15 protein-coding genes are annotated in these 12,898 nt (G+C 38.7%); 2 read left to right on the top strand and 13 right to left on the bottom strand.

The genetic code is table 11. The annotated features are described in order from the left end of the window. Window position 1: 1 nt before the first annotated feature. From A5889_RS00855 to A5889_RS00815, 9 genes are all read right to left on the bottom strand, one after another. Window positions 2–1,285 (bottom strand): dihydroorotase, encoded by a 1,284-nt coding sequence (locus A5889_RS00855; RefSeq protein ID WP_087639997.1) that lies wholly within the window; start codon window positions 1,283–1,285, stop codon window positions 2–4. Between the two features lie 9 nt (window positions 1,286–1,294). Next, a complete protein-coding gene (locus tag A5889_RS00850) occupies window positions 1,295–2,221 on the bottom strand; it encodes an aspartate carbamoyltransferase catalytic subunit (protein WP_087639996.1) in 927 nt (308 codons plus the stop codon). Window positions 2,222–2,352: 131 nt separating this feature from the next. After that, complete coding sequence (locus A5889_RS00845; protein WP_087639995.1) at window positions 2,353–3,639, bottom strand: solute carrier family 23 protein; 1,287 nt, start codon at window positions 3,637–3,639, stop codon at window positions 2,353–2,355. Window positions 3,640–3,678: 39 nt separating this feature from the next. After that, window positions 3,679–4,236: a bifunctional pyr operon transcriptional regulator/uracil phosphoribosyltransferase PyrR gene (pyrR, locus tag A5889_RS00840; protein ID WP_087639994.1), complete on the bottom strand. Its 558-nt coding sequence runs from the start codon at window positions 4,234–4,236 to the stop codon at window positions 3,679–3,681. 323 nt (window positions 4,237–4,559) lie between these two features. Further along, window positions 4,560–5,465 carry an RluA family pseudouridine synthase gene (locus tag A5889_RS00835; protein ID WP_087639993.1) on the bottom strand — a complete coding sequence of 302 codons (906 nt, stop codon included), beginning with the start codon at window positions 5,463–5,465 and terminating at the stop codon, window positions 4,560–4,562. After that, window positions 5,452–5,928 carry a signal peptidase II gene (lspA, locus tag A5889_RS00830; RefSeq protein WP_087639992.1) on the bottom strand — a complete coding sequence of 159 codons (477 nt, stop codon included), beginning with the start codon at window positions 5,926–5,928 and terminating at the stop codon, window positions 5,452–5,454. The genes A5889_RS00835 and lspA overlap by 14 nt, the downstream gene beginning before the upstream one ends. Window positions 5,929–5,934: 6 nt before the next feature. Beyond that, window positions 5,935–6,636, bottom strand: coding sequence for a CBS domain-containing protein (locus A5889_RS00825; RefSeq protein ID WP_087639991.1), 702 nt, complete (start codon window positions 6,634–6,636; stop codon window positions 5,935–5,937). Then, window positions 6,636–7,019 (bottom strand): hypothetical protein, encoded by a 384-nt coding sequence (locus A5889_RS00820; RefSeq protein WP_087639990.1) that lies wholly within the window; start codon window positions 7,017–7,019, stop codon window positions 6,636–6,638. The genes A5889_RS00825 and A5889_RS00820 overlap by 1 nt, the downstream gene beginning before the upstream one ends. Before the next feature lie 197 nt (window positions 7,020–7,216). Continuing rightward, window positions 7,217–8,887: a formate--tetrahydrofolate ligase gene (locus A5889_RS00815; protein WP_087639989.1), complete on the bottom strand. Its 1,671-nt coding sequence runs from the start codon at window positions 8,885–8,887 to the stop codon at window positions 7,217–7,219. Window positions 8,888–9,069: 182 nt separating this feature from the next. On the opposite strand from A5889_RS00815, the gene A5889_RS00810 reads away from it, so the two are divergent. After that, window positions 9,070–9,270, top strand: coding sequence for a cold-shock protein (locus A5889_RS00810; protein ID WP_087639988.1), 201 nt, complete (start codon window positions 9,070–9,072; stop codon window positions 9,268–9,270). Window positions 9,271–9,348: 78 nt separating this feature from the next. Here the strand turns inward: A5889_RS00810 and A5889_RS00805 are convergent, their stop codons facing one another. Next, window positions 9,349–9,789, bottom strand: a complete 441-nt coding sequence (locus A5889_RS00805) for an EbsA family protein (RefSeq protein ID WP_087639987.1) — start codon at window positions 9,787–9,789, stop codon at window positions 9,349–9,351. 83 nt (window positions 9,790–9,872) lie between these two features. On the opposite strand from A5889_RS00805, the gene A5889_RS00800 reads away from it, so the two are divergent. After that, window positions 9,873–10,268 (top strand): ribonuclease HI family protein, encoded by a 396-nt coding sequence (locus tag A5889_RS00800; RefSeq protein ID WP_087639986.1) that lies wholly within the window; start codon window positions 9,873–9,875, stop codon window positions 10,266–10,268. Between the two features lie 55 nt (window positions 10,269–10,323). Here the strand turns inward: A5889_RS00800 and ybaK are convergent, their stop codons facing one another. Genes ybaK through A5889_RS00785 form a run of 3 tightly spaced genes read right to left on the bottom strand, consistent with a single transcriptional unit; the run spans window position 10,324 to window position 12,803 of the window. Beyond that, window positions 10,324–10,809: a Cys-tRNA(Pro) deacylase gene (gene ybaK / locus A5889_RS00795; protein WP_087639985.1), complete on the bottom strand. Its 486-nt coding sequence runs from the start codon at window positions 10,807–10,809 to the stop codon at window positions 10,324–10,326. 10 nt (window positions 10,810–10,819) lie between these two features. Continuing rightward, a complete protein-coding gene (gene aroD, locus A5889_RS00790) occupies window positions 10,820–11,584 on the bottom strand; it encodes a type I 3-dehydroquinate dehydratase (RefSeq protein ID WP_087639984.1) in 765 nt (254 codons plus the stop codon). A 46-nt stretch (window positions 11,585–11,630) separates the two neighbouring features. Further along, entirely contained in the window at window positions 11,631–12,803 is a 1,173-nt protein-coding gene (locus A5889_RS00785; protein WP_207114548.1) for a class I SAM-dependent rRNA methyltransferase, read from the bottom strand. Window positions 12,804–12,898 lie beyond the last annotated feature (95 nt).

Genomic DNA, 12,898 nt, shown 5'->3' with positions numbered 1-12,898 from the left:
TCTACGCATCTCCTTTAGACCATGCTGATTTTCCATCAACAAAAGTCATTAATGTATTCCCTTTTACTTTCCAGCCAACGAATGGAGTATTCACACCCATTGATTCAAACTGCTGGTCATCGATTTCTTCTTCAAGTTCTAAATCAAAAACAGCGATATCTGCTGGACTTCCGATCGTTAATGTGCCCGCATCCAATCCAAAGATTTCTGCAGGTTTTACAGCCATCCAGTCAATCACTTGTTCTAAAGTGAATTTTCCTGTTTCAACAAAATGAGTGTAGATCAGTTGAAATGCTGTTTCACTACCAACGATGCCGAACGGTGCTTTCAAAAATGTTTGATTTTTTTCTTCTAACCCATGAGGTGCGTGATCCGTTGCAATACAATCGATCGTGCCATCCAATAATCCTTCGATCAAGGCGTCTCTGTCTTCTGTCCCACGAAGCGGTGGATTCATTTTCCAAAAGCCGTTATCCTCTGGAATATTTTCGTCTATCAAAATTAGATGATGTGGTGAAACTTCCGCTGTTACGTGAACTCCTGCACGTTTGGCATCACGAATCACACGGACACTTTCTTTTGTTGAAACGTGGCAGACATGATAATGGACACCAGTTTCACCAGCTAGCACAACGTCCCGTGCAATTTGAGATGCTTCAGTAGAGCTTAAAATCCCAGGTAATCCTAGTTTTTTTGAAATTTCGCCTTCATGCATCACACCGCCGAACAATAATGACTCATCTTCTGTATGAGCAACCAGCGCCATTCCTAATGAGGCAGCTTCTTTCATTGCCAAGTACATCGTACCTGCTGTTTGTACGCCAACCCCATCGTTGGTAAAAGCGAATGCACCAACTTCTTTTAAGGCCTTTTGATCGGTAAGTGTTTCACTGCGTAATTCTTCTGTGATCGGTGCATATTGCAGCACTTTGACCACAGCATTTTCATGAATGATGTCATAAACTTCTCGTAGTTTTTCTGGTGTATCTGGTACTGGATTTAGATTAGGCATAGCGCAAACAGTAGTGAAGCCGCCTCTTGCAGCAGATTTGCTCCCCGTTTCGATCGTTTCTTTATAGGTAAAGCCTGGTTCTCTTAAATGAACATGGACATCCACCAAACCTGGTGTAATCAATTGGCCTTTGGCATCAAAAACTTCATCGAACATAGCTTCATCAAAAGTCGTTCCGATCGCCTTGATTTTTTTATCTTCGATCCAAATTTCTGCTGGGATCAGTTGATTGTCTTTTTTAATGATTTTTCCATTTTTGATCAGTGTCTTCATATTGCTCACCTAAGCCTTTCCGTGTAATACTGCTTCTAAAATTGCCATTCTCATATAAACTCCGTTACTCATTTGTTGAATGATTCGTGACTGAATGCCTTCCACCAGTGAATCTGCTAATTCAACGTCACGATTGACTGGTGCCGGATGCATGATGACTGCATGTTTTTGTAATCGTTTTGCTCGCTCAACAGTCAATCCATAATTTTGATGGTACTCTTCTTTAGAAAAAATTTCCGATCCATCATGACGTTCATGCTGGACCCGAAGCAGCATCATGACATCCACTGTTTCAACTAACTCATCCAACTCCATATAATGGCCATACGCCTCAAACTGTTTGTCATACCATTCTTCCGGACCTGAGAAAAAGATCGTAGCACCTAATCGTTTTAGCATCTGCATATTTGATTTTGCAACACGGGAATGTGTAATATCACCGACGATTGCTACTTTCAAACCTTCGAAATAACCAAACTCCTCGTAAATCGTCATCAAATCTAGTAAACATTGTGTTGGATGCTGACCACTACCGTCTCCCCCGTTGATAATAGAGCATTGGATCGTTTTACTTTGGATCAGTTCATCATAATAGTTTTCTTTGCCATGACGAATGACTGCCACATCTACACCGATCGCAGACATTGTCAGTACAGTATCGTATAGTGTTTCACCTTTTTTCACTGAACTCATGCTTTCTTCAAACTCGATCACTTCGATTCCGAGTTTCTTCTCAGCAACATCAAAACTTTTATGCGTTCGGGTACTATTTTCGAAAAACAAATTTGTCGCAAAGTATTGTTTTTTCTCAGGCTGCCAAGATGCACCTTGCTTAAATTCCTGCGCTCGGCGAATTAATCCCATAACTTCTTGATCGCTAAGTGCTTCAACGGTCAAAAGATGCTTCAGACTAATACGTTCAGATGTGATGATCATTCGTTTTCCTCCTTAATATTAAAAGCGTAGCGGGCTCGTTTAGTCTTGATAGAAAAATAGGAAAAGATGTTCGTGACACTGTTTATCACTGATACATCCTATTCTTTTTCTAAAAGACTATGCTTTAAAAGCTAAACAGACTTTTCTTCACTGCGTGCTGTTTCGGGTAAAATCAGGTTCAAGATAATACCTAAAACGGTTGCCAAGGCCATCGATGAAAGTTCAAATGTATTTAGTTTGAACACTAGCCCGCCGATTCCAATGACCAGAATGACAGAAGCAATCAATAGGTTCTTTTTCTTATCAAAGTTGATTTGATTGTCGATCAAAATTTTTAAACCGCTGGCTGCAATTACTCCGAATAAGACAAAGCTGATTCCAGAAATAACAGGTCCAGGAATACTTAAGATAACTGCACTCAATTTCCCAACAAAGCCAAGGCCTACTGCAAATACCGCTGCTCCTCCGATTACAAAGACACTGTGGACTCTTGTGATTGCCAGTACCCCAATATTTTCACCATAACTCGTTACAGGAGGTCCTCCCACAAGTCCGGCTACTATTTGCGCTGCTCCATCTCCCATCAATGTTTTCGATAAACCAGGTTCTTGGAAGAAATTACGCTTTGTCAGCTTATTTAACACCATCAAGTGTCCAATATGCTCCGTCATTGTTACAAATGCGATCGGCGCCATTGTTGTGATTGCATTTAGATAAAGTTTAGGCTGATATTGAACAAAAGGAATTTCAAAGTTCGGCATAGCAAGCCATGCTGCTTCTTTGATTGGCTCGACATCTACAATACCAAAAGCTAATGCGATCAGATACCCGCTGACGATCCCTAATAAAATCGGAATAAGTCCTAAAAACCCTTTGAAAAACATGTTGTAAAAGATCGTCAAGCCTAATGTCAGCAAGGCTACAGCTATATATTTGAAATCATACTCACCATTGTTGAACATTGCATTGTTCGCTGCGTTTGAAGCAAGACCTAATCCAATGACCATTACTACAGGGCCAACTACAATCGGTGGTAAAATTTTATCTAGCCAATCTGAACCGATTTTTTTAATGATCAATGAAACAATCAAATACACTAATCCAGTTGTGATCGCACCTTGAGCAATCGCCGGATATCCATCGCTTTTCATCAGCATCTGCATTGCTGCAATAAAGGCAAAACTACTTCCTAGATACGCTGGAATTTTTCCTTTGGTCACGAATAAGTAGACCATGGTTCCTAACCCCGAACTAACTAAAGCAATTCCTGGATCGATACCGACCAATATCGGTACTAGTACAGTTGCACCAAACATGGTGAATAGATGCTGTAAGCTCAGCCCGATCCAATGTGCCGGCTTTGGCCGATCGTGGATGTCTAAAACTGCTTCTTCATTACGAAATTCTTTTTCTGTCATGTCAAATTTACCTACCCTATCTTTACTATTTCAATTGTTTTATTCTTCAACGCTGGCAATCAAAATGCGGTCTGCGCCGTCTTTTTCTTCCACTTCAACGATAATTTCTTCTTTCATAGATGTTGGAATATTTTTTCCTACGTAATCTGCTCGAATCGGTAATTCTCTATGTCCTCGATCTACTAAAACCGCTAAGGAGATTTTTTTTGGTCTACCTAGATCCATTACTGCGTCCATCGCTGCTCGAATAGTCCTGCCTGTAAAAAGCACATCGTCGATCAAAATAACTTCTTTTCCTTCTAATGACACTGGAATACTTGACGAATGTAATTCTGGTTCTTCAAGCGAGCGTTCCTTCATTGTTTGTCCATCCATATCATCACGATATAAAGTGATATCCAATTCACCAACTGGAACATCGGTATGTTCTAATTGCTTAAGACGTTCGGCAATCCGTTGAGCAATATAGATTCCTCTTGTTTTGATTCCCACAAGTACAATGTCTTGGACCCCTTTGTTTCTTTCGATGATTTCATAAGTGATTCTTGTTAGTGCGCGTTTCATCGTTACAGCATCAACGACTTCTTTTCCTTGCATATCTATTCTCCTTTATCAAAATATTTTTAGTGTTTGCTGCCCTTCGAGCTTCCTGTTTCAGCGGCTGGGCTTCCGCTTGCTCTTTTAGCATTTTTTGTGTTGGTCATCCAAACAAATTCTGGACAACAAAAATCCTCCTACCCGTGTTTAGGTAGGAGGATGGAATACATCTATACAAAGATACCATGTATCACACACAGACCATGACTAAGCGCACCTAGTTGGATCCTGCATGTTTCCTTCTTAGCCTCACGGGACTATTCTTAAAGGAGAAATTATTCAATTTTCTTTCTCAAACAGTGTACCTTTTCTGAAGCAATAAATCAATCATTATTTCTTAAATCATCTAAAGTTTTTTCAAACAGTTCAGGTAAAGGTGCTTCAAAGACCATCATTTGTCCAGTTGTCGGATGTTTGAACCCCAGCATTTGTGCATGCAAGAACTGACCGTTACCTTTTAGCGTCTTTCTAGGTCCATAAAGAGGATCACCAGCTACTGGATAACCAATGTATTTCATGTGGACACGAATTTGATGCGTCCGTCCTGTTTCAAGCTGTAACTGTACTAAAGTAAAACCTTCAAAACGTTCCAACACTTCAAAATGCGTCACTGCTGGCTTCCCGCCTTCAATAACTGCCTGCATCTTACGGTCATTCTTGGAACGTCCGATCGGTGCATTGATTTCGCCTTTATCATGAGAAATCTCTCCGTGAACAAGAGCAACATATTTTCTAAGAGACGTTTTGTCTTTCAGCTGTTCTGCTAAAGCAACATGCGCATGATCATTTTTAGCGACCATCAATAAACCAGATGTGTCTTTATCGATACGGTGAACGATTCCAGGCCGAATCACCCCGTTGATCGAAGATAGATCTTTGATATGATACAACAAGGCATTGACCAGTGTTCCTTGAGAGTGACCAGCGGAAGGATGAACGACCATTCCCTGAGGTTTATTTATGACCAAAACATCATCATCTTCATAGACAATATCAAGTGGAATATTTTCCGCTCGGATATCCAGCTCTTCTGGTTCAGGAATCGTGATCAATATCTCATCAGATGGTTTGACTTTATAATTTGAACGGATGATTTCACCATTGACCTTTACGTGGTTCTCTTTGACCCATTGTTGAATTTGTGAACGAGAATGCTCTTTCAATAGATCACTTAACACCTTATCGATCCGGCCAGTTTCTGTGTTTATTTTTACATTAATTTGCTCCATTTTTTCCGTCCTTCGCTGCTTTTTCTTCCAATATCAAATAAATAAAAATACAAGCTACTCCGACTACCAGCACGCTGTCAGCCACATTGAATATTGGGAAATTCATAAATTCAGTTTGAAACATATCTACTACATAGCCTAAGCGCAAACGGTCGATAAAATTACCGATAGCACCTGCTAAAATCAAACTCAAACCGATCGTGAACCATTTACTTCCATGGATATTTTTGATCAAGATATAAAGCACCACTGCAACTACAATAATAGTGATGATATAAAAGAACCACATTTTCCCCTCAAGTAAACTCCAGGCTGCTCCTGTATTACGAATATTCGTAAACGATAAAACTCCAGGTATAAATTCTTTCGTTTCACCAAGATTTATATTGGCAACGGTCAAAAATTTCACCCACTGATCTAAACCAATCAATACGGCGCTGATAATAAGATAAACTGCTAACAAATAACTTCATTCCTTCTCTAAAATATTGTATATATCTCTCGGACGGATAATCCCTAGCAAATTGCCATTTGGATTCCCATCAGAGGTAATCAGAATCGCTTCCAATTTAACTTGGGTAGAAAACATCTCTTCCACTTGAAATACAGTCGTTTCTTGATCGACAAACTGATAATTACTTTCTTTGTAATTCGTCAATAAAAGCTCGGATGCTTTGCGTCCATCCAAATGAATATCTCCATGAGAACTTTCGATAGCAAGCCAAATCCCTAATCCGCGGGCAGTGATCAATCCTTTAAAAATACCTTTATCATAAATAGGAAATTGAGAATATTGCTTCCTAGCAACAATAGATAAAATCTCTTTGATCGAAATAGAGATATCAAAGCCCGTAACTTTTTTAGCAAAACGCGGTAAAACCTTATCCGGGCTGATCAATGCTTGTTCGATTTCTTCTATACGTCTAACAGCCCATTCGTTTGGTTCAGCTATGACAAAGTCATTTGAAATTCGTTCATGTACGATAGCATTCCTTAATTGAGCCATCTGCAGCAAATCATCCTGAAAGTGCAGCACTTGACTATCCTTTTTCCTGGCTAAACGCCGAACCATTTCACTGAAACCCATATTAGTCGGGTTATTCAGCTCTTCACGAAACCATTTTTCAATTCGATTAAATGCAGCTAAAAATGACTCAGCTCTTTCTCCCATTAGTGTGTCTCCTTAATGATATATGCCTTTTTAAACATAGAAAATAAAAACACGATATATGCAACAAGCAAAAATAAAATACCAAATATATTTAAATGAAAAACAGGAACTAAGAGCATCCCTATGAAAATTATAACATAATTTGATACCAAAATCGGATTCATTGTTATTTCTATACTAATTGGCTGTCCTTTATCGATCAAGATCAACGGCTCGCTTTTTAAAAGAAAGAAGCTCACCTGAACAGTACACTGATCCTCTGTAACTTCCAGTTCTTTTGTCTGATTATGATTTAAGTAAATCCACTTTTCTCCGTTTTTCTTTAGTTCGATCGGGCTGCCCATTCCATAGAATCCTGTATTTCTTGTACAACGAACATCCATTTTGATTCCTCCCTGAGCTTTAATTAGAAGTATATACCAAAAACTCGGACACGAAAAGAAAGAAGTTACTATAAAGAGCAGAACCATGACGTATCGTTCGGAAAAAATAACCACCAAACATTGTATTTTTTACGTACAACCTTTGGTGGTCACCTCAAAACTAAAAACCTGCTTTGTCCTGGTTTCTATTTATTATTTTAAAATAATCCAATTGCTTGTCCATCTTGATCTACATCCATATTCAATGCAGCAGGTTTTTTAGGGAGTCCCGGCATAGTCATCACATCTCCAGTCAGTACTACAATAAATCCAGCACCGATCTTTGGTACCAATTCGCGAACTGTGACTGTAAAATCTTCTGGGCGTCCTAACGCTTCTGCATCATCTGATAAAGAATATTGTGTCTTAGCCATACATACAGGCAAACGATCCCAACCGTATTTTTCAAATACCGCAAGTTGTTTTTGGGCTTTTTTTGAAAATAAAACACCGCTTCCCCCATAAATTTTTGTGACGATCGCCTGAATTTTTTCTTCTAGATCCATCCCTTTTTGATAAATCGTTCGAAATTCACCTTGTTCTTCTTCGATCAATTCAACCACACGTTTTGCTAAAGCAATCCCGCCTTCTGGTCCATTTGCCCAAACACTGGTCAACTCTACTGGAACATTTTGCGTCCCACAGAGCTCTTTTAGTGTAGACAATTCCTTTTTAGTATCCCCCGAAAATTCATTGACTGCAACGACTACTGGTAAACCATAGCTTCTCATATTTTCAATATGTTTTTGAAGATTGGCGAATCCTTTGACCAAAGCCGCTATGTTTTCTTTAGTCAACTCTGTTTTAGAAACACCGCCATGCATTTTCAATGCTCTTATCGTTGCAACGATGACAACTGCATCAGGTGCTTTTTTTAGATTAGGCACTTTGATATCCAAAAATTTTTCTGCACCTAAATCAGCCCCGAATCCTGCTTCTGTTACAGTAAAATCCCCAAGCTTCAATGCTGTTTTTGTTGCTAAAATACTATTACAGCCATGAGCAATATTCGCAAATGGACCACCGTGAACCAATGCTGCCGTTCCATAAATCGTTTGAACGAGATTTGGTTTCAACGCATCCTTCAACAATAATGTCAAAGCACCTTGAACCCCTAGATCACTAACGGTAACCGGCTCCAAATCAAAAGTGTACGCAATCACGATATTTCCTAAGCGAGATTTTAAATCCTCTAAATCAGAGGCTAAACACAGTACTGCCATAATTTCACTGGCAACTGTAATATCGAATCCATCTTCTCTTGGGACTCCTTGGATTGGTCCACCTAAACCGACCATCACTTGGCGCAGTTCTCGATCATTCAAATCAACCACACGTTTCCAGATCACTCTTCTTGCATCGATGCTCAACCCATTCCCCTGGTGTATGTGATTATCCAGCAACGCAGAAAGAGCATTATTGGCTGTAGTAATCGCATGCATGTCCCCTGTAAAATGCAAATTGATATCTTCCATAGGTAAAACTTGAGCAAATCCTCCGCCAGCAGCACCGCCCTTGATTCCCATAACAGGGCCTAATGAAGGCTCACGTAGAGCAATCACGGTTTTTTTGCCGATCTTATTTAATGCATCCCCCAAACCTATCGTGACAGTTGATTTTCCTTCTCCTGCCGGAGTCGGATTGATCGATGTGACTAATATTAGTTTTCCGTCTGGCTTTTTCGACAAATGTTGGATGGCAGAAAAGTTGATTTTCGCTTTATGTTGTCCATATAATTCTAAATCATCCTCTTTTAGATCGATCTTTTCTCCAATTTTAATGATTGGTGATAATTGAACTGACTGTGAAATTTCGATATCTGTTTTCATTACGCCCTCTTTTCCCGAACTTTTTCTGTACAACAAGTGTTTTTCGTTAAGATATTAACCATTATACCTTTTCTTTCTCCCTATTTCTATGGTAAAAAAAGCATTTTTGCAAAAGATTGACGAGGATTTGTTTTCACTTTATAATGATGCTAGACTTTAGAAAATAAAGGGGCGTGATTTGAATGGAAAAAGGGTTCGTCAAGTGGTTTGATAATAGAAAAGGTTATGGTTTTATTAAGTACAATGAAGACGATGAAATTTTTGTTCATTTCACAGCAATTGAAGGCGATGGGTTTAAATCATTAGATGAAAACCAAACGGTAGAATTTGAAGTTATGGAAGGTACACGCGGTCTCCAAGCTGCACACGTGAAGAAAGTATAAACAAAAAGCTGAGAGGCGTATTTCCTAGGAAATGTCCTTCTCAGCTTTTATTTTGCTTTATTCTATTTAGTCATTCCGTTATTGCTTTCCAGCCTTTTGGTTTGGGTCTTCATGAATAAGCACATGATCAAGCAGCATTGTTTCAATCTGAGAAATAAAAGCAACTTTCGTTTTTTTTGTCATTATATAGAGCTGACTGCCTTCTTTAAACTCACTAGAAATAATTTTGATCGATTTAGGACCAACAAAAATAGCCTCGATCGTTTGTACTTTTATTTTCTTACGTCTAATTGGTAATAATGCATGGATGATCAGCTGATCATCTTTCAAAATAAAATAACGATTCAATCCTAAAAGTGCGAAGAAAAAGAACACGCCTAAAACAATGTTGCTCACCAAATAAGGGCGAGTGTGCTCCAACATCAAAATCAAACTTAAAAATAAAATGCCAAATGTACAGGACCAATAAATTATCGTTGTTGATAATTCTGGCTGCCAATGATAGACTCTTTTCTTCATACAGCGACCCCTTAGTAAAAATTCAGTATGTTACAATAATAACATACATCAACTTTTAACGAAAAGAAAATAAGGAGATATTTATGTTACGAATATATGTCGATGCTGCAACAAAAGGAAATCCTGGTCCAAGTGGCGGAGGAATCGTGATCGTTGGCGAAGAACATCACGAACAACATCATATTCCTCTAGGAGAATGTTCAAACCATGAAGCCGAATTTAGAGTATTTATCCAAGCACTTCAGCTGTTGATCGAAAAGAATTATACGGACCAGACGATCGTGATTCATTCTGATAGCAAAGTGGTCGTTCAAACGATCGAAAAAGATTATTCAAAAAACCCTTTATTTCAGCCATACTTAGCTACTTATAGACAATTGGAGCCCAGCTTTTCGTTACTATTGATCAAATGGATCCCGGAAAGTCAAAATAAAGGCGCTGACACTTTAGCAAGACAGGCTTTACAAAAATACCATTAGACGAGAAAATAAAAATACTGATCGAATGCAACAATTAGCATTCGATCAGTATTTTTTACATTGTTATGTCTGCCATTTTCCCTTTAGTTATCTTTAAAATGGCCTCTGGAGCTAATTCTATCTGTACACCTCTTCTGCCAGCTGAAACAATGATTTCCTCAAATTCATTCGCTTCTTGAGCAATGTAGGTTGGAAAAAGTTTCTTCATCCCAATCGGCGAGCAACCTCCGCGAATATAACCTGTAGTTTCTTCGAGATCCCTCAAATGAAGCATTTCAACTTTTTTATTTCCGCTGACCGCTGCTATTTTTTTTAAGTTCAATTCCTTTTCACCAGGTATCACTGCAACAACAGGTCCAGTTTTATTGCCGACAGCGACCAGTGTTTTAAAAATTTTGCCTTCGGTCACGCCTAATTTTTCCGTAACACTTTCCGCACTTAAATGATCTTCACTCCACGCAAACTCATATTCTTTGTAAGGAATTTTTTGTTGTTCTACAATACGGATCGCATTTGTTTTTTGTGCTTTCTTTTTTCCCATAGTCCACCTCTCAGTTTTTTGATAATGACAGGAGATTTAAAAGTTGGCGTAGTTTCACAACAGAGATTTGACCAGGTGCAGAAGCTTTTCGATCAGCACCAAAGGTTAAAGCTGAACCAAAAAGCTCACCAGTCAATCGGCTGACCAACCCCAGTTGCCCCATGGACATCGTTACGATCGGACGATCTGCATGATCCTTTTTCATCTCATTGGACGCCGCAAGTAAGGTTATAACATCTTCGGAGGTTTGCGGCATTACAGCGATTTTACAAATGTCCGCATTCATTTCCTGCATCCGACAGAGCCTAGAAATAATCTCACTTTTTTCTGGCGTTCGATCAAAATCATGATTACACATGATCACTTTGATGCCTTTAGAATGAGCGAGCTGAATCGTCTGCTTCACAAGTTGCTCATCCATGAATAGCTCAATATCGAGTAAATCAAGACAGCCTCTTTGAATCATCGTTTGATACAATAAAAAATAGTCGCTATCTTTGAGATCAGTCACTCCACCTTCTTTTTTGGTGCGAAAAGTAAAAAGTAATGGTTTATCCAAAAGATATTCTGTGATTTTTTTAGATAATTCCGCTACTGCTTGGAAATCAGTAACCTGTTCAAAAAAATCGACCCGCCATTCCACTAAATCACATTCGATTTTTGCTAAATGTTTGGCATCATTGATTATTTCGTCTTCTGTTTTTCCAACAAGCGGCACAACTATTTTAGGACTGCCACTGCCAATACTGATTCCTTTAACATCAACTGTTCTCATCTTTCCTCTCCTTCTATCCCGAGTTGCAAATGATCCTATTTTTGAGCTATTTTTTGATTTCAATAAAGAATACTTTCAAATAATTACCTTCTTGAAAATGTTTATTTGTTTTGAAGTCAATTGGCAATTGATACGTTTCTATAAATTGATAGCGGACATGCTTTTTATCTAGTGCCTGAATGATTATTTTTTTATATTTTTCAATTGAAATATTCGCAGCATTTGTTGAAGCGATCAATAACCCTTTATCAGCTAGAATAGTCACTGCATCTTCTACTAAATCACCGTAGTTTTTTGCCACTGAAAAGACTTTCTTTTTGTTTCGAGCAAAACTTGGCGGATCTAAAACGATCACATCATAGTGTAGTTCTTTACGCACAGCATATTTAAAGTACTCAAAGACATCCATCACAATGATTTTTTGCTCGGCTGGGTCGATTTGATTTACTTCAAACTGCTCTTTGGTTTTTGGTAAACTTCTTTTAGCTAAATCAACACTGGTCGTTTTTGCAGCGCCGCCCATAGCACTCGCAACTGAAAAGGCGCCCGTATAACTAAACATATTCAACACAGTTTTACCAGCTGCTGCCCCATCGATCAATCGTCCGCGAACCTCTTTTTGATCTAGAAAAATTCCTGTCATCAAGCCATCATTCAGATAGGTTGCGTAAGTCACACCGTTTTCCAAAACCAATAAGGGTTCAGGAGCATCCTTACCGAATAATTTTTGTGATTCAGGCAAAGACTGAGTTGAAAAGCGAATTTTTTCGTATCCACCGATAATCTCAGGTACGCTTGCTTTGAAAGCTTGGATGATTTGTTCTTTCATATTATATAGCGTTTCATTGTACCAAGAAAAAACGGCAAACTCATCATAGCGATCGATCGTTAAACCGCCTAACCCGTCCCCTTCACCGTTGAACAACCGATAAGCTGTAGTCCCAAGATCTTGTTCGAAAACCGCTCGCTCATTTTTCGCCTTTAAAAATAGATTTTCCAAAAATTCGGAATCGATACTCCCTCGTCGATTGACTAGCCAGCCTATTCCTTTATTTTGTTCGCCAAGATAGCCTGATGCAACGAAATTTCCTTTGCTATCAAGAAAATCAAGCCATTCCGCAGAAAATTTTTGTGGTGTCTCCTGCAAATCTTCCTTTTGGACTAAGGGATAGCCTGCTTTAAGTTTTTTCTCTGATTTTTTTGTTATTCGTATGTTCATTTTCTACATCCTTTAGCTTTCAATTAAGTATTCTCCATTATATTCTTTCTTGGTCAGTATATCAAAAAAAGATCAAGCTGTCGTTACCTATAAGA

This window comes from Enterococcus sp. 9D6_DIV0238, assembly GCF_002174455.2.
Classification (GTDB): domain Bacteria; phylum Bacillota; class Bacilli; order Lactobacillales; family Enterococcaceae; genus Enterococcus_L; species Enterococcus_L dunnyi.
Note: the sequence above shows the minus strand (reverse complement) of the source record. Positions and strands in the feature narration are given on the sequence as shown.